This window comes from Flavobacterium sp. BFFFF1, assembly GCF_002256285.1.
GTDB lineage: Bacteria > Bacteroidota > Bacteroidia > Flavobacteriales > Flavobacteriaceae > Flavobacterium.
This window is the reverse complement of record NZ_NKJE01000003.1, coordinates 42,752-64,674: the sequence shown is the minus strand read 5'-3', so window position 1 is coordinate 64,674 and position 21,923 is coordinate 42,752. Positions and strand designations below refer to the sequence as shown.

The 21,923-nt window shown below is 42.1% G+C and carries 22 protein-coding genes; 12 read left to right on the top strand and 10 right to left on the bottom strand.

The window, feature by feature from the left end; translation table 11 throughout:
- Positions 1-60 precede the first annotated feature (60 nt).
- On the bottom strand, positions 61-450 hold the full coding sequence (locus CFE23_RS02470; protein ID WP_291083492.1) for a helix-turn-helix transcriptional regulator: 390 nt from the start codon (positions 448-450) through the stop codon (positions 61-63).
- Between the two features lie 283 nt (positions 451-733).
- On the opposite strand from CFE23_RS02470, the gene CFE23_RS02465 reads away from it, so the two are divergent.
- The 5 genes from CFE23_RS02465 (at position 734) to CFE23_RS02445 (ending at position 6,113) form a co-directional block, all read left to right on the top strand.
- A complete protein-coding gene (locus CFE23_RS02465) occupies positions 734-1,894 on the top strand; it encodes a M14 metallopeptidase family protein (protein WP_291083489.1) in 1,161 nt (386 codons plus the stop codon).
- 47 nt (positions 1,895-1,941) lie between these two features.
- Entirely contained in the window at positions 1,942-2,421 is a 480-nt protein-coding gene (locus CFE23_RS02460; RefSeq protein WP_026705124.1) for a winged helix-turn-helix transcriptional regulator, read from the top strand.
- Between the two features lie 79 nt (positions 2,422-2,500).
- Positions 2,501-5,068: a phosphoenolpyruvate carboxylase gene (locus CFE23_RS02455; RefSeq protein ID WP_291083486.1), complete on the top strand. Its 2,568-nt coding sequence runs from the start codon at positions 2,501-2,503 to the stop codon at positions 5,066-5,068.
- 25 nt (positions 5,069-5,093) lie between these two features.
- Positions 5,094-5,591, top strand: a complete 498-nt coding sequence (locus CFE23_RS02450; RefSeq protein WP_291083483.1) for a hypothetical protein — start codon at positions 5,094-5,096, stop codon at positions 5,589-5,591.
- 6 nt (positions 5,592-5,597) lie between these two features.
- Positions 5,598-6,113, top strand: coding sequence for a DinB family protein (locus CFE23_RS02445; protein ID WP_291083480.1), 516 nt, complete (start codon positions 5,598-5,600; stop codon positions 6,111-6,113).
- Here the strand turns inward: CFE23_RS02445 and CFE23_RS02440 are convergent.
- The 5 genes from CFE23_RS02440 to aroB form a co-directional block, all read right to left on the bottom strand.
- Positions 6,094-6,585, bottom strand: a complete 492-nt coding sequence (locus tag CFE23_RS02440) for a DNA-deoxyinosine glycosylase (RefSeq protein ID WP_291083477.1) — start codon at positions 6,583-6,585, stop codon at positions 6,094-6,096. The two genes, CFE23_RS02445 and CFE23_RS02440, sit on opposite strands and share 20 nt — an antisense overlap.
- A 43-nt stretch (positions 6,586-6,628) precedes the next feature.
- The gene (locus CFE23_RS02435) at positions 6,629-7,042 is read right to left on the bottom strand and encodes a DNA primase (protein ID WP_291083474.1); all 414 of its coding nucleotides are present in this window, start codon (positions 7,040-7,042) and stop codon (positions 6,629-6,631) included.
- Between the two features lie 10 nt (positions 7,043-7,052).
- The gene (locus CFE23_RS02430) at positions 7,053-8,024 is read right to left on the bottom strand and encodes a deoxyhypusine synthase family protein (protein WP_291083471.1); all 972 of its coding nucleotides are present in this window, start codon (positions 8,022-8,024) and stop codon (positions 7,053-7,055) included.
- A gap of 109 nt (positions 8,025-8,133) precedes the next feature.
- On the bottom strand, positions 8,134-9,537 hold the full coding sequence (locus CFE23_RS02425; protein WP_291083468.1) for an arginine decarboxylase: 1,404 nt from the start codon (positions 9,535-9,537) through the stop codon (positions 8,134-8,136).
- A 275-nt stretch (positions 9,538-9,812) separates the two neighbouring features.
- A complete protein-coding gene (gene aroB, locus CFE23_RS02420) occupies positions 9,813-10,880 on the bottom strand; it encodes a 3-dehydroquinate synthase (protein ID WP_291083466.1) in 1,068 nt (355 codons plus the stop codon).
- 138 nt (positions 10,881-11,018) lie between these two features.
- Between aroB and CFE23_RS02415 the strand changes: the two genes are divergently transcribed.
- On the top strand, positions 11,019-12,515 hold the full coding sequence (locus CFE23_RS02415) for an aminotransferase class V-fold PLP-dependent enzyme (RefSeq protein WP_291083463.1): 1,497 nt from the start codon (positions 11,019-11,021) through the stop codon (positions 12,513-12,515).
- Here the strand turns inward: CFE23_RS02415 and CFE23_RS02410 are convergent.
- Positions 12,481-13,383: a lysophospholipid acyltransferase family protein gene (locus tag CFE23_RS02410; RefSeq protein ID WP_291083461.1), complete on the bottom strand. Its 903-nt coding sequence runs from the start codon at positions 13,381-13,383 to the stop codon at positions 12,481-12,483. The genes CFE23_RS02415 and CFE23_RS02410 overlap by 35 nt on opposite strands.
- Before the next feature lie 98 nt (positions 13,384-13,481).
- Here CFE23_RS02410 and CFE23_RS02405 point away from each other — a divergent pair, with 98 nt between their 5' ends.
- Together CFE23_RS02405 and CFE23_RS02400 are read left to right on the top strand one after the other, a co-directional pair.
- Positions 13,482-14,108, top strand: a complete 627-nt coding sequence (locus tag CFE23_RS02405) for a rhomboid family intramembrane serine protease (RefSeq protein WP_291083459.1) — start codon at positions 13,482-13,484, stop codon at positions 14,106-14,108.
- A gap of 49 nt (positions 14,109-14,157) precedes the next feature.
- Positions 14,158-14,853 carry an SIMPL domain-containing protein gene (locus CFE23_RS02400; protein WP_291083457.1) on the top strand — a complete coding sequence of 232 codons (696 nt, stop codon included), beginning with the start codon at positions 14,158-14,160 and terminating at the stop codon, positions 14,851-14,853.
- Between the two features lie 36 nt (positions 14,854-14,889).
- Here CFE23_RS02400 and msrB (CFE23_RS02395) read toward each other — a convergent pair whose 3' ends face one another.
- From msrB (CFE23_RS02395) to CFE23_RS02385, 3 genes are all read right to left on the bottom strand, one after another.
- Positions 14,890-15,282 (bottom strand): peptide-methionine (R)-S-oxide reductase MsrB, encoded by a 393-nt coding sequence (gene msrB, locus CFE23_RS02395; RefSeq protein ID WP_291083453.1) that lies wholly within the window; start codon positions 15,280-15,282, stop codon positions 14,890-14,892.
- 72 nt (positions 15,283-15,354) lie between these two features.
- A complete protein-coding gene (gene msrB / locus CFE23_RS02390) occupies positions 15,355-15,834 on the bottom strand; it encodes a peptide-methionine (R)-S-oxide reductase MsrB (RefSeq protein WP_291083451.1) in 480 nt (159 codons plus the stop codon).
- Positions 15,835-15,844: 10 nt separating this feature from the next.
- Positions 15,845-16,708 carry an alpha/beta hydrolase gene (locus CFE23_RS02385; RefSeq protein WP_291083448.1) on the bottom strand — a complete coding sequence of 288 codons (864 nt, stop codon included), beginning with the start codon at positions 16,706-16,708 and terminating at the stop codon, positions 15,845-15,847.
- A 73-nt stretch (positions 16,709-16,781) separates the two neighbouring features.
- Between CFE23_RS02385 and CFE23_RS02380 the strand changes: the two genes are divergently transcribed.
- From CFE23_RS02380 to CFE23_RS02365, 4 genes are all read left to right on the top strand, one after another.
- Positions 16,782-18,716 (top strand): alpha-1,4-glucan--maltose-1-phosphate maltosyltransferase, encoded by a 1,935-nt coding sequence (locus tag CFE23_RS02380; protein ID WP_291083445.1) that lies wholly within the window; start codon positions 16,782-16,784, stop codon positions 18,714-18,716.
- Positions 18,716-20,350: a trehalose synthase gene (locus CFE23_RS02375; protein WP_291083443.1), complete on the top strand. Its 1,635-nt coding sequence runs from the start codon at positions 18,716-18,718 to the stop codon at positions 20,348-20,350. The genes CFE23_RS02380 and CFE23_RS02375 overlap by 1 nt, the downstream gene beginning before the upstream one ends.
- A 109-nt stretch (positions 20,351-20,459) precedes the next feature.
- Positions 20,460-20,729 carry a hypothetical protein gene (locus CFE23_RS02370; RefSeq protein ID WP_291083441.1) on the top strand — a complete coding sequence of 90 codons (270 nt, stop codon included), beginning with the start codon at positions 20,460-20,462 and terminating at the stop codon, positions 20,727-20,729.
- A gap of 158 nt (positions 20,730-20,887) precedes the next feature.
- A complete protein-coding gene (locus CFE23_RS02365) occupies positions 20,888-21,922 on the top strand; it encodes a pesticidal protein Cry7Aa (protein ID WP_291083439.1) in 1,035 nt (344 codons plus the stop codon).
- Position 21,923: the final 1 nt, after the last annotated feature.

Below are 21,923 nucleotides of genomic sequence, written 5' to 3'. Positions count from 1 at the left end.
TTTGTGTTTGTTTTATTGGTTTTGAAAGCCCCGTTTTCCCAAAAACGGGGTTTTCTTATTTCAGGGCTTTTCAGCAAGCGGTTGGTAATCGCTAAAACTACCATCTTGGTAAAAAATTACAATCTTCTCAATGGCTGTATTTCGGGAAATCGGAAGGGTGGGGGACTTGGTGTGCTTTGGTTCGGTGGTGGTATTGTGACTCACTTCGAACTCGGTTCCCGCTGTGTTTAGAAATGTCCCTTCACCCTTGAGCAACCAATACAAATTTACTTCGGGAAATTCCTCTGAAATTTTCATTACAAAATCGAGGCTGGGTTTATTTCGTCCGGACAGTAGGTGGGAGATACCGGAGCGCTGTACACCAATCTTGTCGGCAAACAGGGAGGCGTTGAGTTCGTAATGTTCCATCAGTTGTTCGAGTCTTTTGATAAAATCGGCGGTAGTTAACATTGTAAATTAAGTTGGTGTTACAAATGTAAATAAAAGAAAAACAGCAGGGATGATTACAATTGTAAAACCTTGAATACGGATCAATTTATGATGTTTTTTAAATTTATATAATTGGTTTTAAAATATTGATTTTGTGTAATATGTGTACATATATATTTATTTATAAATTTTGTCAGACAGATGCGGAAAGAACGTGTTTACAGTGATAAACATTGTAAAACGCAATTGATATTTACATTTGTAAAAGCAAATAAGTTTACATTTGTTGATGCAATTTCAGGATATGGATTACGAAAAAATTTATGAAGAGATTAAAGCGAATGAACTCTTCGGGAGGTACATTTCATTGCAGCATGTTGAGCCGCTTTTGACGCGATTGGACTCTTTTGGGGAACTGACGATTTTAGGAAAATCGGTTTTACGGCAAAATATTTACGGCTTGAAGATGGGTAGCGGGAAAACTAAAATCCTCGTGTGGTCGCAAATGCATGGCAATGAAAGCACGACCACAAAAGCACTTTTTGACTTGTTTAATTTCCTGGTCACTGACTCGCCGGAGCAGCAAAAGCTCCTTTCCTTTTTTACCTTTCAGTTTATTCCGATATTGAACCCTGATGGCGCCCGGGCGTACACGCGGGTAAATGCCAACGAAATCGACCTGAATCGCGATGCGCAGGATCAAACACAGCCTGAAAGTATGGTGTTGCGTAAGGTATATGATGATTTTAAGCCAGATTATTGCTACAACATGCACGACCAGCGCACCATTTTTGGGGTAGCGGATACCGGAAAGCCTGCCACGGTTTCATTTCTGGCACCAGCGTTCAACGTGGAGCGACATCACAATGAAGTCAGGCGTAAAGCGATCCGGGTTATTAATGGCATGAATGCCGTACTGCAGTTACATATTCCAGGGCAGGTTGGGCGATTCGACGACTCCTTTAACATCAATTGTGTGGGTGACACTTTTCAGTTTTTGGGAACGCCCACCATTCTTTTTGAGGCAGGACATTATGCAGGAGACTATAACCGCGAAATTACGCGAAAATACATATTTATTGCATTATTGTCAGGATTCACAGCGATCTACGAAAACGTTATAGTTGATAACGAAATCGAATATTATGTGAATATTCCGCAAAATAATCCGAATTTTTTCGATTTTGTTTATAAAAACATCAAAATAAATTATGATAGTTCAGAAATAATCACCAATTTTGCGGCACAGTACAGGGAAGAATTAGTGAACAATACCATTAATTTTAACGCTTTTATTGTGAAAATAGGCGATTTACATGATTGTTTTGGGCATCATGAATTTGATGGAGGCTTTGCTAGATATTCAGATTTATATGGTGGTGTTCCAAAACCAGATCAGAAAGCCGACTTTTTTCTGAATAGTGGGTTAGAATTTCTGAATGGAAAACTCGTCACACGGGCGTAATTGGTTTTTTCTTTTATTGTAACTATAACCATAAAACAAACAACAATATGAGTAAATTTCGCTTAGATGAAGTAGATCATCAGATTCTGGATATGCTGATAGACAATACCAGGGTTCCGTTTACGGATATCGCAAAGAAACTACTGATCTCGGCCGGAACGGTGCATGTCAGGGTAAAAAAGATGGAGGATGCCGGAATCATTATGGGTTCTTCACTTACGTTGGATTACGAAAAACTGGGTTATTCTTTCATCGCCTACGTTGGTGTATTTTTGAATAATACTTCTCAAACTAAATTTGTGCTGGAACGCATCAACGATATCCCGTTCGTTACCGTGGCTCATGTGACTACCGGGAAATTCAATATCTTTTGTAAAATAAGAGCGAAAGATACCAAACACGCTAAGGATGTAATCTTCATGATTGACGATATCGAAGGGGTGTACAGGACTGAAACGATGATTTCGCTCGAAGAAAGCATCAACGACAAAAAGCGCCTGATGCATACGATTTTCAAAAACATGTAATCGGATCTTTATAAAATATTCAAACCTCAAGTGAAAGCTTGGGGTTTTTTTATTAATTTAAACCAAAATTATCCTGCTGATGTATACGCCTCCGAAAATTGAACGCTTCAATGAGAATGTGCTTTCCAAATACCATATTTACAATAGCGTGTTTATCACGCTGCCATTTGACTCCATTGACAATACCGGTGTATTGCTCCCGTTGTTCTCCGAAATGTGTGAGAGTGGTTTTAAGCAACAATTGAACCCAAGGCAGATATTTGAGCAGTTTTCGGATAAATTCCTCGACAACAAGACTGAACAGGATAAAATCAACCTGATGTTCCGATTCATACAATATATTGAGCGCCAGATTGTATTGTTTGATGCTATTGAAGATGCGGCTTTTCCTATCGTTAATAACATGGAAGGGCGTGGTTCTCTTCGGGATATTAACGAGAAAGCGGAGGCAAAAAATAAACTCGATGCGCTTCGTGATTTTTTCCGCACTTTTAAAGTCCGTACCGTCCTGACAGCGCATCCTACGCAGTTTTATCCTGGTCCGGTGCTGGGCATTATCACCGATTTGACGATTGCTGTAAGGGAAAATGATTTGCAGCGCATTAAAGAGCTTCTTGCACAGCTCGGCAAGACGCCATTTATCAAAAAGGAAAAGCCAACCCCATTCGATGAAGCGGTCAGCCTGGTATGGTATCTGGAAAATGTGTTCTATTATACTGCCGGCGATATGGTGCATTACATCAACAAGAATATTTTTAAAGAGGAGATAAACGACAATTCGCTGCTCAACTTTGGATTTTGGCCCGGAGGCGACAGAGATGGCAATCCGTTTGTGACTACGGAAATCACGTTGCGGGTTGCAAGCCGTTTGCGCATTGCTCTTTTTAGATGTTACTACAATGAAATCCGACGATTGAAAAGGAAGTTAACATTCTATGATGTAGATATTTTGGTTACTGAAATTGAATTGAAACTTTATGATTCAATACACAGTGCCGATGATCAGATTTTTCTCACCCTGGACGAACTCAAGCAGCAGTTGAACGTTATCAAACGCATTGTTGAGCAGAAGCACCAGTCGTTGTATCTTGACGATTTGGACTTATTTATTAGCAATGTTGGGTTGTTCGGTTTTCATTTTGCTTCATTGGATGTCCGCCAAAACAGCAGGATACACCACCAGGTGTTTGAGGAAATTGCGAAGGAGGGGGTTTATCTTGCCAATGGCTATTTGTCGGCTGATGCAATCCAGAAAGCGGAGATCATCAGCAATGCGAAGCCCGGAGTTAATCCCAATGATTACAATGAGATCACAAGATCGACACTGGAATCTGTGTACGCAATGCGTACCATACAATCGCTAAACGGTGAAATGGGCTGCAATCGCTATATCATCAGCAATAATGAAACGGCATTAGATGTTTTGCAGGCACTGGCGTTATTCCGTTTGTGCGGCTGGGACAATCCCACTGTTGACATCGTTCCGCTCTTTGAAGTAATCGATGATCTTCGCAACGCAAAATCGGTGATGGAGTCGCTTTACACCGATGAGGCGTATCAACAGCACCTCGCCAGACGTGGGAACAAGCAGACGGTAATGCTCGGATTCTCGGACGGCACCAAGGATGGCGGTTACCTGATGGCAAACTGGAGCATCTACAAAGCGAAAGAGGAAATCACGGAAATTTCGCGCGAATATGGTATTAAAGTAATCTTTTTCGACGGTCGGGGAGGACCTCCGGCACGGGGCGGAGGTAAAACCCACAAGTTTTACGCGTCACTGGGACCAAATATTGAGAATCGGGAAATCCAGATTACAATACAGGGTCAAACCATCAGTTCTAACTTTGGTACGTTGGATTCGTGTCGTTACAATCTTGAAAACCTATTGAGTGCCGGGGTGGCGAATCAGATTTTTGATAAAGATGAGAATCTGCTTTCAGGCGCAGACAAAAAAATACTCGATGAACTTGCAGAAAAGGGTTTTGAAAAATATACAGATTTTAAAAACCATCCGAAGTTTATCCCCTACCTGGAACAGGTCAGTACCCTAAAATACTTTGCAAAAGCGAATATTGGCAGCCGACCGGCAAAACGAAGTAAATCAGATCGATTGGAGTTTTCCGAGCTACGTGCCATTCCATTTGTGGGTTCGTGGAGCCAATTGAAGCAAAATGTACCCGGTTTTTTTGGAGTAGGTTCCGCTTTATCTTACTTCGAAACATCAGGACGCTGGCATGAAATACAACATTTGTTTGATCATTCACTCTTCGTTAAAACGTTATTGGAAAATAGTATGATGTCCTTGGCAAAATCATTTTTTCCATTAACGGCTTACATGAAGGAGGATCCGGAATTTGGGCCTTTTTGGACAATTATTTACGAAGAGTTCCTGCTTACGAAGCGTTTGCTTTTGAAAATTGCCGGACATACAGCGCTCATGGAAAATTATCCTGATGGTAAAGCGTCGATTGAAATGCGGGAACATATCGTCATGCCACTGTTGACAATACAACAATACGCACTGTTGCGCGTTAAAGAACTGAACGCGGCTGCCGTGCCAGATGAAAATCTTATCGCGGTGTATGAGAAGATCGTGACACGGTCGCTGTTTGGCAATACGAACGCTAGCAGGAATTCGGCATAAATCTCGGCAACACCAACCAAAAACTATGACAAACATCGACACAAGAGTTACCCAATTTTCAAAATGGTCTGTTTTATTTTTGATTTTGGCGAATGTGTTTTTTATTTCTGCACAGGATAAAGGTATTGAAATCGAACACAGCTTCACGCATCGGAAAATTTTCTATCGTGAGAACACACGTTTAAAGGTCCGGACTAAAGATGGTAAAAAGCACATTGGGAAATACACCATCATTGATGATGAGACCATCGCGATTAATGGAACTTCTTTTCCACTTAATGACATTGTCAAGATAAAGCGCCGTACTGTAGATGGAGAAATCCTGCGTCCCATGTTGATTGTTGTGGGCGGGCTGTGCTTAACCGGAGCGATTGCGGGTGCTGCAGCTGGGGGATACGGATTTATCGCCACAGTGGCATTGACGCCTCCCGGACTGGGAATGTTGGTTCCGGTTGCGCTTACCAATGACCACATCCCTTCGAAATGGAAATACACAATCACCACCCGTAACGATAGCAAATAACCAACTATGAGATCATCGGCTTTACCGGACCATGAATATGGTGCCTTTTACGCAAATTACATCAAGGCTTTAGACGATACCCACCTGACAGAAGAACTTGAAATCAGCCTGCACGACTTTATCCGGTTTGTGCAGGATATTCCAATGGACAAATTTGATTACCGTTATGCTGAAGGAAAATGGACCATAAAAGACATTATCCTGCATTTGACAGATGCTGAACGGATTTTCAGTTACCGTGCCTTGCGCATCGCCCGGGGGGATAAAACCCCCCTGCCTGGTTTTGAGGAAAACCGCTACGTTGATGCGGCCAATGCAAATGCCAGGACCATCCAGGATTTACTTAGCGAGCTTTCGACCGTACGGCATGGAACCCTGGCGCTATTTAAGAGCTTTTCAGAAGAGAAATTGAAAAGTATGGGTACGGCATCAGATAACGAAATTTCCGTGCGTGCCATTGGGTTTATCATCACCGGGCACATGAAGCACCACCAGCGGATTTTTAGGGAGCGGTACTTATAAGTGCTTCAGACCAGATTTCAAATTTTTTCTCGAAGGACATCGTGTTCGCTGGGCTTGTTGATGGCATCACGTGAAATTTAACGCCTGGGATTTCCCCAATATGCTTCATAAAATACTTGTGGCTTTCCTTTCCATTGAACAAAATATGGCAAATATTCGGAAACTCTTTAAACAAGCGCACAAAATCGTTTACCTGATGGTTGCGGATGTTGGTGTCGAGGCTGCCCTCTCGTTCGCAATGTTGCAAAACATCCCATAAACCGATATTGTTTTTCCTCAGTATTTCAACCCGGAGTTCAAATAAATCCGGAACCGGCAGCGCGTGGAAGTAAGTGAAAAAAATGCGCCAAAAGTGGTTCTGTTTGTAGGCATAATATTCCTGCAGTGCGAGTGAGGTAGCGCCGGGCATTGTGCCAAGAACAATTACTTTAGTTTGTTGATCAACAAAAGGCGCAAAGGAACTAATCATCATGGTTATTAATTAAAAAAGGAACCCGTTAGAGTTCCTTTTGGTATTAGTCTTCGTCTTCATCTTCCTCGTCATCCGCGATATCTTCCCTGTCGCCATCATAATCTTCGTCATCTTCAGGATCGAGGTCGGGTTTGTCAAGGTTTTCGTCTTCGTCATCCTCTTCGTCAGACGGAGCATCTTCATCTTCGATATCAATTCCTTTTATCGTGTCGATTGGTTCAACCACATCATCAATATCATCTTCGTCAAAATTCTCAAGTCTTGTAGCAAGTTTTGTACTCACTTTTACAAGGTAAATGGTGTCTTCCGTCCTCACTTCAACGGCTTCTATCAACTCGCCTTTGGCATTCTTAAAGCGAATGATATTAGAATCGTCATATCCATCAGGGAATTTTTCCACTAACAGGTTCAAAATCTCGTTGGTTAATTTGGCATAGTCAACAATTACTCTTTTCATAGGATAGCTGTTATAAATCTAATAGGTAAGCAAAAATAAGGGGCGCAACAATCGTTGCATCTGATTCAATAATAAATTTTGGGGTTGCGATATCTAATTTTCCCCAGGTGATCTTTTCATTTGGGACGGCACCTGAGTAGGAACCATAACTCGTGGTGGAATCAGAAATCTGGCAGAAATAGCTCCAAAAAGGGACATCATGCATTTCCATATCCTGATACAGCATCGGTACAACGCAAATCGGGAAATCTCCTGCGATTCCGCCTCCAATCTGGAAAAAACCTACACCATTTTTACTATTATCGGTATACCATTTTGCGAGATACGTCATGTATTCAATTCCCGATTTCATGGTAGACGCTTTCAATTCACCTTTGATCACGTAGGAAGCAAAAATGTTCCCCATTGTACTGTCTTCCCACCCCGGTACAATAATTGGTAAATTGCGCTCCGCGGCGGCATACATCCAACTGTCTTTCAGGTCAATTTCGTAATACTCTTCCAAAACACCGGAAAGCAGCATTTTATACATGAATTCATGAGGGAAATAACGTTCACCTTTATCGTCCGCGTCTTTCCATATTTTGTAGATGTGTTGCTGTAATCTCCGGAATGCTTCATGCTCCGGAATGCAGGTGTCGGTTACCCGATTCAGGCCCCTTTCAAGTAGATCCCACTCTTGCTGCGGTGTTAAGTCTCTGTAATTTGGCACCCTTTCATAGTGAGAGTGTGCGACCAGGTTCATGATATCTTCCTCAAGATTGGCTCCGGTACAGGAGATGATCTGAACTTTGTCTTTTCGGATAATTTCGGCAAAACTTTTCCCAAGTTCGGCGGTACTCATCGCACCCGCTAACGTTACCATCATTTTTGCGCCGTCTGCCAGCTGTTTTTCATAGCCCTTTGCCGCATCCACTAACGCTGCCGCATTAAAATGCAGGTAGTGTTTTTCAATAAACTGGCTGATTGGTCCTTTACTCATTGTCCTCTGTTTGTTTATATTGCATTGCTTTTTCGCAATCTGATTGTGGCATTAGTTATCCTTTCAAAGAAAATATTTTTTTCTTAAACCGCCAAACCAATACCGTTAACTATTTCTTATTATATCCTAAAATATTCAGTACATCTTCCGACGTTTGCTGTTCCGAAAAAACCTCGGTAGCCAGTATTCCCTGTTCGTCCCGGTCGATGAGAATGTGCTTGGGCTGCGGAATAAGGCAGTGGTGAAGTCCACCATAACCTCCGATGGTTTCCTGATACGCGCCGGTATTGAAAAACCCGATATATAAAGGTTTTTCCTTGTTGTATTTGGGCAGGTAAATGGCGTTCATGTTTTGTTCCGAATTGTAATAATCATCACTGTCGCAGGTCATACCACCCAATAACACACGCTCGTATTGATCATTCCATCGATTGACAGCAAGCATGATGAAGCGCTTATTAATGGCCCAGGTGTCGGGCAGTGTGGTGATAAAAGAAGAATCAATCATATTCCACTTTTCCCTGTCGTTCTGTTGTTTTTGGTACAATACCTGATAAATGGCACCGGCGCTTTCACCTACCGTAAATGAACCAAATTCGGTAAATATGTGTGGTACGTCAACTTCGGCTTCCTCACAAGCAATCTTGATTTGGTTGATGATTTCATCAATCATATATTGGTAATCATATTCGAAAGCCAGCGAATTCTTAATTGGAAATCCGCCCCCTATATTCAGGCTGTCCAAGGTAGGGCATTCTTTCTTTAAAGCTACGTAAACCTTGATACACTTCACCAATTCATTCCAGTAATACGCGTTGTCGTTTATTCCGGTATTGATGAAGAAGTGCAGCATTTTAAGCTCCAGGTTTTTGTTGTCCTGAATTTGCTTTTTGTAAAACGGCACAATATTTTTATACCCGATTCCGAGTCGGGAAGTATAAAATTCAAATTTGGGTTCTTCTTCCGCTGCGATGCGGATGCCAATTTTGAATTTTCCTTTAATACCGGCCTGAAGCAGGTCGAGCTCTTCGAAATTATCAATAATCGGAATCGCATTCTTATGGCCGTTGTTGATCAGCCTTGCAATGTTCTCAATGTACTGGTCGCGCTTAAAGCCGTTGCAGATGATATAAGTGCTTTTATTGATCTTTCCGCTTTCGAGGAGGTTTTCAACGATGTTGATGTCAAAAGCAGAGGACGTTTCAATATGGATGTTGTTCTTGAACGCTTCGTTCATCACATATTCAAAGTGGGAACTTTTCGTACAATAGCAATAATAATATTTACCATCATATTTATTTTTTTCCATGGCATTACGGAACCAATTTTTGGCGCGCTTGATATTGCTGGAAATCTGGGGCAAATACGTAAATTTTAAAGGCGTTCCATATTGTTCAACCAACTTCATGAGGTCGATGTTATGGAAAAGCAGTTGGTTGTCTTTACTCAGCGTAAATTCGTCCTGCGGGAAATAATAAGTTTGGTTTATTAAATCGAAATATTTTGTATTCATTTATTTATCAGGAATTTAGGTTAAAAATTACTACTAATTTTCACCTATATTCAAACCCGGATATTTGCATAAATGATTTGAAGTTTTTCCTGTGGATATTGGAATACGTCAAAAAACAAATTTCCTTTTGCCTCAATCAAAGATTTTGCCCTGAAAATGCAGGCTATTTTTGGGGATGTGGCAATATAGCCGCTATTGAGTTTCTGTCGTTTGTTCATCAGCGCAAATGTAAAAAATATATTTTCCGAAATGCAACCGTTTTAATTAAAAAAATATTAAGATTTATAGTCTTCGAAAGCGTTGGTAATAGATTCATTATCAAGTTCCTGTCCGATTTTAACACTGCCGATGCCGTCCAACAGGACAAATTGAATTTTCCCGTATTCGTTTTTTTTGTCGTGAATCAGCAAATCTGTGATGGACTGCAGGTCGTTTGCATCAAATGTTACCCTTCCGTAAATCCCAAGAATGTTGCGTTTTACTGCAGCATATTCTTCCGCTGAGATCAAGCCCTTTTGTAGTGAAAGATGGGATTCCAGGACCATGCCTGCGGCGATCGCTTCTCCGTGGAGCAAGGTTGTTTTAGATTCGTTTTCCAGAAAGCAACCCTCGATCGCATGTCCAAGTGTGTGCCCAAAATTTAAAGATTTCCGTATTCCTTTTTCATTGGGATCAGCAGCTACGATTTCGTTTTTGATAACAACCGATTCGTAAATGAGTTGTCCCAGGTCATTCGTGTCAATAGCAGCAAGATCTGTAAATTTATCCCAATAGTTTTTGTCATAGATCAATCCGTGTTTCAGCATTTCAGCCAGCCCGGAACGCATTTCTATCTGCGGAAGCGTATCCAGGAAAGTCATGTCCATCAAAATCATGCGCGGTGTGTTGATGACGCCAATGTGGTTTTTGAGGTTGCCAAGATCTATCCCGTTCTTTCCACCGACGGATGCGTCGACCATAGCAAGCAGGGTTGTAGGAATATGGGTAAAGTCGATACCGCGTTTAAATGTCGATGCTACGAAGCCGCCCAGATCCGTAACCACACCACCCCCTAAATTGATCATCAGGCTTTTCCGGTCGGCACCTAACTCCGTAAGCGCATTCCATACACCGATGCAGGTTTCTATATTCTTATGCATTTCGCCCGCATCAACCTCGATGATTTCAATCGCCACTTCAGTTGCTAGAAAGGATAAAAAACGTGGTAAGCAATACTCATTGGAATTGGTATCTGTCAGGATGAATATTTTGGAATAAACCCTATCAGCTATAAAACGATTTACCGCATCATAACCGCCATCTCCAAATAATATTTCGTAACCGTTCGCGTGTATGGTTTGCATTTGTAATTTTTGAGATGCCAAAATAACTAAAAAATACCATGCAGCCGTATTATAAAGTTTGTCAATAATAGGAAGATGACAACTACCGTGAATTGAATCCCTAAAAAATCATATATTTACGGCCTAAATTCTTCTGAAATGATTGCTGTAGAAAAAGGTACCGACACCACTTTAGAAAGCTATTTTCAAAAATTCCGGCATAATATTATTGGGATAGATCAGGAATTTGATTCGCCTTTTGGACGAAAAAAAATCATTTACACCGATTGGACTGCCAGTGGCCGACTTTACCGACCCATTGAAGAGAAAATGATCTCGGATTTTGGGCCTTTTGTGGCAAATACCCATACCGAAACCACGGTTTCCGGCACAGCAATGACTTTGGCTTATCATGAAGCAAGGAAGATTATTAAACGGCATGTGAATGCAGGGCCGGATGACGTTTTAATTAACGATGGTACCGGAATGACCGGAGTTGTAAACAAGTTTCAGCGGATTCTCGGCCTAAAAGTGCCTGAAAGCCTGAAGCCCTACACGGCAGATATCCCAAAAAATGACCGCCCTGTGGTTTTTATCTCGCACATGGAACACCATTCGAACCAAACTTCATGGCTTGAAACCATAGCAGAGGTTGTTGTGGTACCGGCTTGTGAAAAAGGATTATTCTGTCTAAACAATTTTACGCATCTTCTTGAGAAATACCGCGACAGGACACTCAAGATTGCGTCAGTGACTTCCTGTTCCAACGTTACGGGAATCAAGACGCCCTATCATGAAGTGGCAAAACTGATGCATCGTGAAAATGGCTTGTGTTTTGTTGATTTTGCGTGTTCAGGGCCTTACGTAAACATAGACATGCATCCGGAAGATCCAGAGGCCTATCTTGACGCGATTTTCTTTTCACCGCATAAATTTCTGGGTGGTCCCGGAACTACGGGTGTTCTCGTGTTCAATAAGAAATTATACCACAATATGATTCCGGATAACCCTGGCGGTGGAACGGTAAGCTGGACGAATCCATGGGGCGAGCATAAATATGTCGACAATATCGAAGATCGGGAAGATGGGGGTACACCTGGTTTTTTACAGGCTATCAGAACGGCTTTGGCGGTAAGGCTGAAAGAAGAGATGGGCGTTGACAAGATCCTGTCCCGCGAGCGCGAAATCGTGGATTACATCTTCGCGGATTTGAAACCTATCGATAACATAAGAATACTTGCGGCACAGCACAAAGAAAGGTTGGGCGTTATTTCCTTTTACATCGATAACCTGCATTTCAATCTGGCGGTTAAGATACTGAATGATCGTTTTGGGATACAAACCCGCGGCGGCTGCAGTTGTGCGGGAACTTATGGGCACTATCTTTTAAATGTGGATCAGGAGAGATCACATTTACTGACCTGCAAAATTGACTCCGGGAATTTAATAGACAAGCCGGGATGGGTGAGGATGTCGATTCATCCCACTACCAACAATGACGAAATCAGGTTTGTATGTGAAAGCATTAGGGCGTTAGCGCAAAATCATGAACAATGGTCGAAAGACTATGTATATGACAGTAAGACCAATGAATTTTCACACAAGAATGAGGCTTCAAGTATTAAAGCGTTGGTACATTCATGGTTTTATCAGTAGCTTTCTTTTTTCCTGAATGTTTCCATCGGTTGTGCGTCCAAAAGTAATATTCCGGCGCTTCGAGAATCTGTTTTTCAACTTCCCTCAGGTAAATGCTGGTGATTTCGTAATCAGGAACTGATTTAGGGTTCTCTACCAATGGCATCAATGTGGCCTGATAATGGCCGCGTTTCACTTTCTCCACTTTTACAAAAAGCACATTAAGATCTAATTTTTTGGCAAGCATTTCAGCTCCGGTGTGTACGAGTCCCATAAACTGGTCCCAGTACTTTGCTTTGGAAAGCTGTGGCGACTGATCGCTTGCAAACCCATAAAACGCCTTGATTTTATTTGCGTTGTTGTATTGAATGAGTTCTATGGATTTTTTCGACTCGACCAATTCGGCGTGGAGTCTGGAACGTATTTTACGCACCAGTTTGTCAAAATATTTGTTCCCTATTTTTTTATAGATGGCAATACTTCTGAAACTGGTGTATTTTGCCATCACAACGAGCCATTCCCAACTGGCGTAGTGCGCACACAGCAAAGCGACACTTTTTCCTTTTTCCTCATATTCGCGGATCATTTCCATGTTTGTGAAAACGAAACGGTCCTTAATTTCCTTGTCCGAGATATTCATGGTTTTAATCATCTCGAGGAACATATCGCACATGTGCCGGAAAAATTTTTTTTCTATGGTACGCCTTTCGGTTATGGATAAGTGAGGCAGTGCAATTTCGAGGTTTTTCCGTACCGTTTGTTTTCTGTAGCCAAAGACATGGTACACAAAGAAACAGATGATATCGGAGAATATATATAATGCACGAAATGGCAACATCGAAACACACCATAAAAATGGGTATGCCAATACGAAAGCAAGAAGCTGCATAGAATTTTTTTTGCAAATATACTTTTAATCTTTGTATTAATTTTGTTTTGGAATGTGTTAACATCCATTTACCTAATTTTGTAACCAAAACCTTTACAATGAGCATTACTTATTTGATTGTTTTAATTGCCGCCAACGCGCTTGTGAGTTTCAAGGGGTTTGAGGACGCGGCCTTTTTCAGGAAATACGAATTTCACGTGGGAAGCATCAGGGCGGGCGAACAATACCGGATGTTTTCTTCGGCGTTTTTACACGTCGACTTTATGCACCTGGCATTGAATATGCTAGCGTTATATTTGTTTGGCCCGGTTGTGATAGGCTACAGTGGCCCGTTCGGATTTCTTTTGGTATACTTCGTGAGCCTGCTGTTTGGCAGCCTCCTGACGATGGTATTTCACAAGGATGATTACAGTTATCGCGCCGTTGGAGCATCTGGTGCGACGACTGGGGTGCTTTATGCGTCCATTTTATTTGAGCCTGACATGCGCATCAATTTTATTCCGGCTTATCTCTTTGGTTTAATTTACCTTCTTTTTTCCATTTACGGAATGAAGACCAAAAAAGACAACATCGGTCATACCGCGCATTTTGGTGGCGCTATTGGCGGGATGTTGATCACCCTTGCTGCGCATCCCGGTTTGATCTCTGACAGACCCGGCATCGTCTTGTTCCTGACAGTTCCAATTGTTATATTATTCATAATGGCGAAACTCGGGAAAATATAATTCGTAAATTACCCTTCATTTTAATATAAACCCAAAAAAACATTTTTTTATGAAAAAGACCATTTTGTTATTTGCATTGCTTTTTATTTCTGCCGCGCATGCGCAGGATAGGCCAATTCCTTTGTTGACCGTGAATGGGGAAGGTAAAGTAAGAGTCGCACCAGACCAGGTAAGCATTTCCGTTTCCATTGTTTCAAACGGGACAAAATCGGCTGATGTAAAGAAAGAGAATGACACCAAGGTCGACGCCGTATTAAAGTATATTAAAAAGATGAATATTGCGAAAGAAAATTATCAAACCCAGCGCGTCAGCCTTTACGATAATTATGATTATGAGAAAAGAAAACACAACTACCAGGCAACACAAACGATTACTGTTTTGCTAAAAGATCTTTCAAAATACGATGAATTAATGGAAGGCCTTACCGATACCGGTGTGAACAATATTTCAGGAGTTGAGTTCAAAACCTCGATGCTCGAGTATCATAAATCCGAGGCGCGGAGGTCAGCCATACGAAACGCCCGTCTTAAGGCAGATGACCTTGTGAGTGCTTTAGGGCAAAGCTTAGGAGAAGCGTTTACCGTAGTCGACAATTCACAGATAGATTATCCAAGGCCGATGTACAACGAAATGGCGATGAAAATGGCAGATTCAGTAATGGGAAGAAATGAAACCCTTGCTGCCGGAGAAATAGAAATTACAGCAAATGTCAGCGTGAGTTATATACTCAAGCCCGGCAAATAGAGAAAAAAAGCCAGTGTTTTTGCACTGGCTTTTTTTTTATTCGTCTTTAAAGTCAATAGAAAGCGAATTAACGCAGTAACGCTGGCCAGTATCTGTAGGACCGTCATCAAAGACATGTCCCAGATGGCTTCCGCAATTCGCACATACAATTTCTGTCCTGATCATACCATGGGTGCGGTCCTGAATGTATTCTACTTTTCCCGGAATCGATTCGTCAAAAGACGGCCACCCACAATGGGCATCAAATTTCGAATTGCTTTCAAACAACGGTTCCCCACACGCGCCACAGCAATAGGTTCCCTTGGCATAATGCAGGTTATACTGTCCGCTATGAGGGAATTCCGTTCCTTTCTGGCGCAAAATCCTATAACGGTCGGGACCAAGTTCTTCTTTCCACTGTGATTCCGATTTTTCAACTGGATATTTCATAGTCTTTAGTTAACAGCGTTAGCCGCCCGAATAATGGAATTATTTAAAAAAAGCACAACCATTTAAGGTATCTTATTTCTCAGCAACAAATTTTATCGCGACAGAATTGGTGCAAAAACGCTTTCCCGTCGTTTTCGCAGGGCCATCATCAAAAACATGACCTAAATGACTTCCACAACGTGAACAGGCTGCTTCTGTACGAACGGTGCCCGTGCTGTCATCTGCCACGAAAATGATGGAGTTTTTTACAGCCTTGTCGAAAGTTGGCCATCCGCAGTCAGACTTAAATTTAGCATCAGAATTAAAAATCAGATTTCCACAAGCGGCGCAAACATAGGTTCCTTTTTCAAAATTATTTACATACGCGCCGGTGTTTGGTTTTTCGGTTCCTTTATTACGCAACACTTCGTATTGTTCAGGAGTAAGTTGTTTTTTCCATTCGGCATCCGTTTTTTCCACTTCAAATCCTGACGTGTTGGAAGTTTTGATTTCCTGTGCGCCAGCAACGGCAAAACTGCAAATTGATAAAATTAAAAACAGCGTTTTTTTCATAAAATAATATTTAACGTTTAATAAATTCGACAATATTTTCAATAACCTCACGGTCTCCCAAAATTTTCCGGTGTCCCAAACCCCGGGTGATTTTCAGTTCACCTTTTTTCAGGTGTTTATGGATGTGGATGCCACATTTTACGTCAACATCCGCATCGTCGTTGTCATGTATTACAAGCACGGGGATGTCGATTGTTTGCGCCGCAAGATACGAAGAATAACTTTCCATGGTTTCTCCAAATTTTTTTTCGAAATAGATCCGCATCATTTCGCTGATCCGACCGTCGAGCTGCAGCGCCATGATAAAATGGTCCATGATGTCCTTAATGACATCTCCGCTACCGATAATCACGAGACGGCTTAAGGGAAAGCCTTTTCGAACCGCATTCAGCAACGACATGCCGCCAAGCGAATGCCCTACAGCCGTTTCAAATGGGCCGTAAAGTTTGTTGATTTCTTCAATACAGACAATGAACTCCGGCATCAGCGTCGTTTTTCCCGACGATTTACCATGTGCGGGAGCGTCAAAGCTTACCGTGGCGTATCCTTCTTTAAGCAACGCTTCTGCGATCCTGACCAATTGCGTGCCACGGCCTGACCAACCATGTACCAACAGTATTTTTCTTTCGCTTTCTCCGAATTCATATACGACAATGTTTTTGTCTATTTGTGGTATCTGTAATAATGTCTGTCTGCTTCCCGTGTCCATTTCCACTTCACGGCGTGGGATTCGGTGGCGGATGGGCGTGGTGAAAAGCCTTGCGGCGAAACGGGTAGCAAGATTTAGTGAAATGAACGATAATAATTTACCGGTAACAATAATTGCCTTAGGAATCTTCAAAGATTGCGCAGGTTTCTTGGTATTCTTTGTCATTCCACTAATTTTTACCGCAAGTTATTATGTTCTGCATTTTTTATTAATTTAGAAATCATAAAATTAACTAAAAATGCAGAACCAAACCCGCATAATTATTGAAAATGTGATGCCTCAACTGGATGGGGGTGCTTTCGCTGTGAAGAGAATCACCGGTCAGAAAGTGACAGTAACCGCTGATGTCTTTGCTGATGGACACGATGTTGTGGAATGCTGTGTAAAGTACCGGCATGAAAAAGATAAAAACTGGCAGGAAGTTCGGATGGAACAGGAGGGGAATGATTCGTGGACTGCTGAATTTACGGTGGAAAAACAAGGGTATTACACGTATTTGGTTGAAGGCTGGGTAGACTATGCGCTGAACTGGCAGCATGGCACCGAAAGGAAGATTCATGACAGCCAGCATGTGAAGTCAGAACTGCTAGAAGGAGCGGAATATATAAAGGATATTTTGAAATCCGCGACAGCAACAGAGAAGGCTTACTTAAAAAAAGTGTCAGCGCATTTTACGAATGCTACCGATTACAATCAGGCAGTTAACGAAGCAACTTCGCTGGAACTCACCGGGATTTTCAAAAAGTATCCCACTAAATTTTTATCAAACCAATCCATAGAACTCAAAGTATACGTGGATCGTAAAAAGGCATTATTCAGCACCTGGTATGAGTTTTTTCCGCGGTCTGCATCGGCTGAAAAAGGCAAACACGGTACCTTTAAGGATTGCGAGCAATTGTTGCCACGGGTAGCGGAAATGGGCTTTGATACCTTGTATTTTCCGCCAATACATCCGATTGGGGAAGTCAACCGGAAGGGGAAGAACAATGCCACCGATGCGCAGCCGGGCGATGTTGGGTCGCCCTGGGGAATTGGGTCGCAGTATGGCGGACACAAGTCAACACATCCTGAGCTGGGGTCTATTGAGGATTTTAAATCGCTGGTCAAAAAGGCAAAAGAAATGGGCATTGAAATCGCAATGGATTATGCGCTTCAGGCCGCTCCGGACCATCCTTATGTGAAGGAGTTTCCGCAATGGTTTAAATGGCGACCGGATGGAACCGTACAATATGCAGAAAATCCACCCAAAAAATACCAGGACATCCAGCCCATTTATTTTGAGTCCTCAGATTGGAAAAACCTGTGGAAAGAATTGCTGGATGTTGCATTGTTTTGGATTGAAGAGTGTGACATCCGTGTTTTCAGGGTAGATAATCCCCACACGAAGCCATTTTATTTCTGGGGTTGGCTCATCGCAGAAATTAAGAAAAAACATCCCGATGTGCTGTTTTTGGCGGAAGCGTTTACAAGACCCAAAATCATGAACGAGTTGGCCAAGCAGGGTTTTAGCCAATCATATACTTATTTTACCTGGCGTGATACCAAAGCAGAAATTACGCAATACCTGGAAGAACTGACGCAAACAGAACAAAAGGAGTTTTACCGTCCGAATTTCTGGCCTAACACCCCGGATATCAATCCGTTTTCACTGCAAAGCGGCAAGGAATCCGTACACCTGCAGAAGTACTTCCTCGCAGCAACCTTAAGCTCGAGTATTGGACTTTACGGGCCTGTGTTTGAGTACATGGTTTGCGAACCCATGGCACCGGGCAAAGAAGAGTATCTCAATTCCGAGAAGTATGAATATTATTGCTGGGATTGGACGGTCAAAAACAAACTGACGATGCTCATCACACGTCTAAACAGGATTCGGAGAGAGCAGGAATCCCTGCAGCAAACAAATAACATCGTTTTTTGTGATACGAACAACGAACAAGTAATGGCGTACTATAAATTTGACGATGCGAAGCAAAATGAAACATTGATGGTCGTTAGTCTGGATGGGGATAATCCGGTTCAGGCAATGGTGCGCATCCCAATCGCTGCGCTGGGGAACAATCCGTTGAATATCATCGACCAAATCACAGGAAACAGTTATTACTGGGATAAAGAGTGGAATTTTGTCGAACTGACTCCCGCTTTGCCTTTTCACTTATTTAAAATTCAACGCTGATGAAAGAAAGTCGCATCAATGAAGATAGTTTTCAAAATCCTTTCGTATTCAAAACCGAATGGAAAAACGCATTTGATGACCAGGAATTCCTGAAAGTGTTTTCGTCAGATATACTCGAACAATACATCATAAACAAGCGTTGGTATGGCGGCAAAGCGAGTACACTGAAATACATCGAGGTGATTGATTATTTCAAGATTGCGTCAAAAACAAATACTTATTATGGCGTTTTACTCGAGGTGAATTTCAAGGAAGCTTTTTACCAGCACTATTTCATGCCGATTTCGTTCATGTCTGAAGACGAACTGGACACCAATACGGTAATTGCACCGGTAAAAATGGGTAAGCACGAAGGATTTCTTGTGGACGCACTGCACCAGGAAGACTTCAGGAAGCTGCTTTTCGAGAAAATTGCCGGTGCCAAGGACAAGGACGACCAAAAACTGAAGTTCCATAAAGGCGAAAAATTGGAAGATCGCGAATACCGAAGTTCAAAATTTATGGGCGTCGAGCAAAGCAATACGTCGATTATCTACAACAGTAACTTTGTGCTTAAGATTTTCAGGCGTATTTATATCAGCACCAATCCTGATTACGAAATCAGTCGTTTTTTGACCGAACGCATGGATTTTAAAAGTTCGCCGGCGTACACCGGCAGCATCAGTGTAACGCTGTCTGAAGGCAATATCACTTTGGGATTGATGCAGGAATTGGTGCCAAACCAAGGCGATGCCTGGCAGTTTATGCTCGATGAGATGGACCGCATCTTTGAAAACCTGAAGCATAAAAAGATAAAAATTTCAAAGCTACCTGATGTTGATCTTTTCCGAAGACTTAAGATTAATGAAGTACCGCACGAAATTATTGACTGGGCCGGGCTCAGTATTTTTGTGCGAATGCATACCCTCGCAACCAGAACCGCGGAAATGCATATTGCATTGGGTAGTGATATTCATGATACCGCGTTTACACCCACGACCTACAATGGCGACTACACGGTCTGGTTAAAAAACCGATTGACATACCAATTCCAGAACCGGCTTAACATATTGGAAAATAACCTCCATAAACTCGAAGGACTGTCTTTAGAACTCGCGAACCAGTTTCTTGACCACAAGAAGGAGATCCGAAAAGTATTCCTGGATTTCGATTGGACAAAAATGAAGTCAGAGCGCATCCGCATCCACGGTGATTATCATTTGGGACAGGTATTGGTTAACGGCGATGACTTTTACCTGCTCGATTTCGAAGGAGAACCAGAAAGTACCATCCGCGACCGCAAGGTAAAACAGCCACCGTTGAAGGATGTGGCCGGCATGTTCCGCTCTTTCCATTACTCTATTTATGCCACGATTTTTAATAACAAAGACAAGTATCCGTACGAACAAAAGGAGCTTTTCCAGGCCGGTGAAATCCTATTTAAATACTTCGTCGGCGTTTTCCTCCAAACGTATACCGAGGTAGCCCAGGGCGGGAACCTAAATATTGGGTATAAAAACGAAATTGATTTCCTGTTGAAATACTGTATTCTCGAAAAAGCAGTGTATGAACTGGGCTATGAACTGAATTCTCGTCCGCGCTGGGCAGTAATACCATTAACAGGTATCGCCAGCATCATGGGCTTTGATGACTAGCGGGAATATCCTAAACTTTCGTTAATTAGCGTTAAGGAATTTAACATAGTCTTGTGCCGCAGGTATTCATGTGGTAACTTTAGGTATTATTAATTCAAATTATCGAATCATGTACAATAAAAAAGTTATCGTTGGAGTTGCAGCGGGAGTTGCAGTCCTCGCATTAGTAGGAATATTGTTGGCAAAGAAAAACAAGTCTAAAAAACAAAGGGTTTTGGATAAGGCTGAAGACCTGGCTGATGGTTTTAAAGACAAGCTGAAAAGCCTCAAACGCAGAGCGGAAAAAGAGTTTACTAAAGCAGCTGACTCAGGCGAGGATTTTATCAACGTTTCCAAAAACAGGGCAGCAGATTGGGTGAGTAAAACCAGTGCCAGCTAGTATGTTTTTCAAATATCTTATCAATTAAAGCTTCCCAAGGGAGGCTTTTTTTGTAGTGAATTTAAGCATTTGCGTTTAATTGTGTAATTTTTTGAAATTATATCATAAGCTAAAAAAGCTACGAAATAAATAGTTTTACCAATCTCAAAACAGAAGATATGGTAAGTGTAACTAAACATGGGATCGTACTTGAAAAAAGAGATCTCGATTTCGAAATTGAAGGTGTGTTGAACCCCGCGGTCATTTATGAAAATGGCCAGATTCATATGTTGTATCGCGCAGTGGCAAAAGGAAATCGCTCCACAATCGGGTATTGCCGATTCAGTGATCCTCTAACTGTTGCAGAAAGATACGATCACCCAATCGTTGTCGCAGAGCATGACTACGAAAAACATGGCGTTGAAGACCCAAGGATCGTAAAAATTGAGGATACGTATTATTTGTCTTATTGTGCGTATGACGGTGTGAACGCGTTTGGTGCCGTAGCCACATCTTCGGATATGATTCATTTTGAGAAAAAGGGTATTATCGTGCCGCGTGTGGAGGGGGATACCTTTCGGGAATGGCTTACGCACAGCGATGATCTCAATCTAAAATACTTCAGGCTCAATATGGGCGACAATTACATCTGGGACAAAAATGTAATTTTCTTTCCAAGGAAAGTACACGGGAAACTCTTTTTCCTGCACCGCATTAAGCCGGGTGTCCAAATTGCAAAGATCAAAGCACTCGACGATCTCGATGAAGACTTCTGGAAAGATTACCTTACAAACCTGGAGGATCATATTGTGCTGGATCCAAAATACCAGCATGAACTGAGTTATATTGGAAATGGTTGCCCGCCAATCGAAACCGATCAGGGCTGGCTGATTATTTATCACGGGGTACATGACGTGGTGACCGGTTACATGTACACTGCCTGTGCAGCGTTGCTTGACCTCGAAAACCCCGCAAAAGAAATTGCCCGCTTGCCGTATGCGTTATTTGAGCCGGAAAAGGAATGGGAGCTTAAAGGGTACATCAACAACGTGGTATTTCCGACCGGAACAGCATTGATTGACGACACGCTTTACATCTATTATGGTGCCGCCGACGAGAGAATCGCCTGCGCATCGGTTAGTTTATCGGAGTTGTTATCCGAATTACAAAACAATAAGACAATAACAATACAGCCGGAAGAAAATAAACAATAAG

Coding starts and splice junctions, on each gene's coding strand:
- CFE23_RS02470 (WP_291083492.1), bottom strand. CDS start 450: ATGTTAACTACCGCCGATTTTATCAAAAGACTCGAACAACTGATGGAA.
- CFE23_RS02465 (WP_291083489.1), top strand. CDS start 734: ATGGATTACGAAAAAATTTATGAAGAGATTAAAGCGAATGAACTCTTC.
- CFE23_RS02460 (WP_026705124.1), top strand. CDS start 1,942: ATGAGTAAATTTCGCTTAGATGAAGTAGATCATCAGATTCTGGATATG.
- CFE23_RS02455 (WP_291083486.1), top strand. CDS start 2,501: ATGTATACGCCTCCGAAAATTGAACGCTTCAATGAGAATGTGCTTTCC.
- CFE23_RS02450 (WP_291083483.1), top strand. CDS start 5,094: ATGACAAACATCGACACAAGAGTTACCCAATTTTCAAAATGGTCTGTT.
- CFE23_RS02445 (WP_291083480.1), top strand. CDS start 5,598: ATGAGATCATCGGCTTTACCGGACCATGAATATGGTGCCTTTTACGCA.
- CFE23_RS02440 (WP_291083477.1), bottom strand. CDS start 6,585: ATGATGATTAGTTCCTTTGCGCCTTTTGTTGATCAACAAACTAAAGTA.
- CFE23_RS02435 (WP_291083474.1), bottom strand. CDS start 7,042: ATGAAAAGAGTAATTGTTGACTATGCCAAATTAACCAACGAGATTTTG.
- CFE23_RS02430 (WP_291083471.1), bottom strand. CDS start 8,024: ATGAGTAAAGGACCAATCAGCCAGTTTATTGAAAAACACTACCTGCAT.
- CFE23_RS02425 (WP_291083468.1), bottom strand. CDS start 9,537: ATGAATACAAAATATTTCGATTTAATAAACCAAACTTATTATTTCCCG.
- aroB (WP_291083466.1), bottom strand. CDS start 10,880: ATGCAAACCATACACGCGAACGGTTACGAAATATTATTTGGAGATGGC.
- CFE23_RS02415 (WP_291083463.1), top strand. CDS start 11,019: ATGATTGCTGTAGAAAAAGGTACCGACACCACTTTAGAAAGCTATTTT.
- CFE23_RS02410 (WP_291083461.1), bottom strand. CDS start 13,383: ATGCAGCTTCTTGCTTTCGTATTGGCATACCCATTTTTATGGTGTGTT.
- CFE23_RS02405 (WP_291083459.1), top strand. CDS start 13,482: ATGAGCATTACTTATTTGATTGTTTTAATTGCCGCCAACGCGCTTGTG.
- CFE23_RS02400 (WP_291083457.1), top strand. CDS start 14,158: ATGAAAAAGACCATTTTGTTATTTGCATTGCTTTTTATTTCTGCCGCG.
- msrB (WP_291083453.1), bottom strand. CDS start 15,282: ATGAAATATCCAGTTGAAAAATCGGAATCACAGTGGAAAGAAGAACTT.
- msrB (WP_291083451.1), bottom strand. CDS start 15,834: ATGAAAAAAACGCTGTTTTTAATTTTATCAATTTGCAGTTTTGCCGTT.
- CFE23_RS02385 (WP_291083448.1), bottom strand. CDS start 16,708: ATGACAAAGAATACCAAGAAACCTGCGCAATCTTTGAAGATTCCTAAG.
- CFE23_RS02380 (WP_291083445.1), top strand. CDS start 16,782: ATGCAGAACCAAACCCGCATAATTATTGAAAATGTGATGCCTCAACTG.
- CFE23_RS02375 (WP_291083443.1), top strand. CDS start 18,716: ATGAAAGAAAGTCGCATCAATGAAGATAGTTTTCAAAATCCTTTCGTA.
- CFE23_RS02370 (WP_291083441.1), top strand. CDS start 20,460: ATGTACAATAAAAAAGTTATCGTTGGAGTTGCAGCGGGAGTTGCAGTC.
- CFE23_RS02365 (WP_291083439.1), top strand. CDS start 20,888: ATGGTAAGTGTAACTAAACATGGGATCGTACTTGAAAAAAGAGATCTC.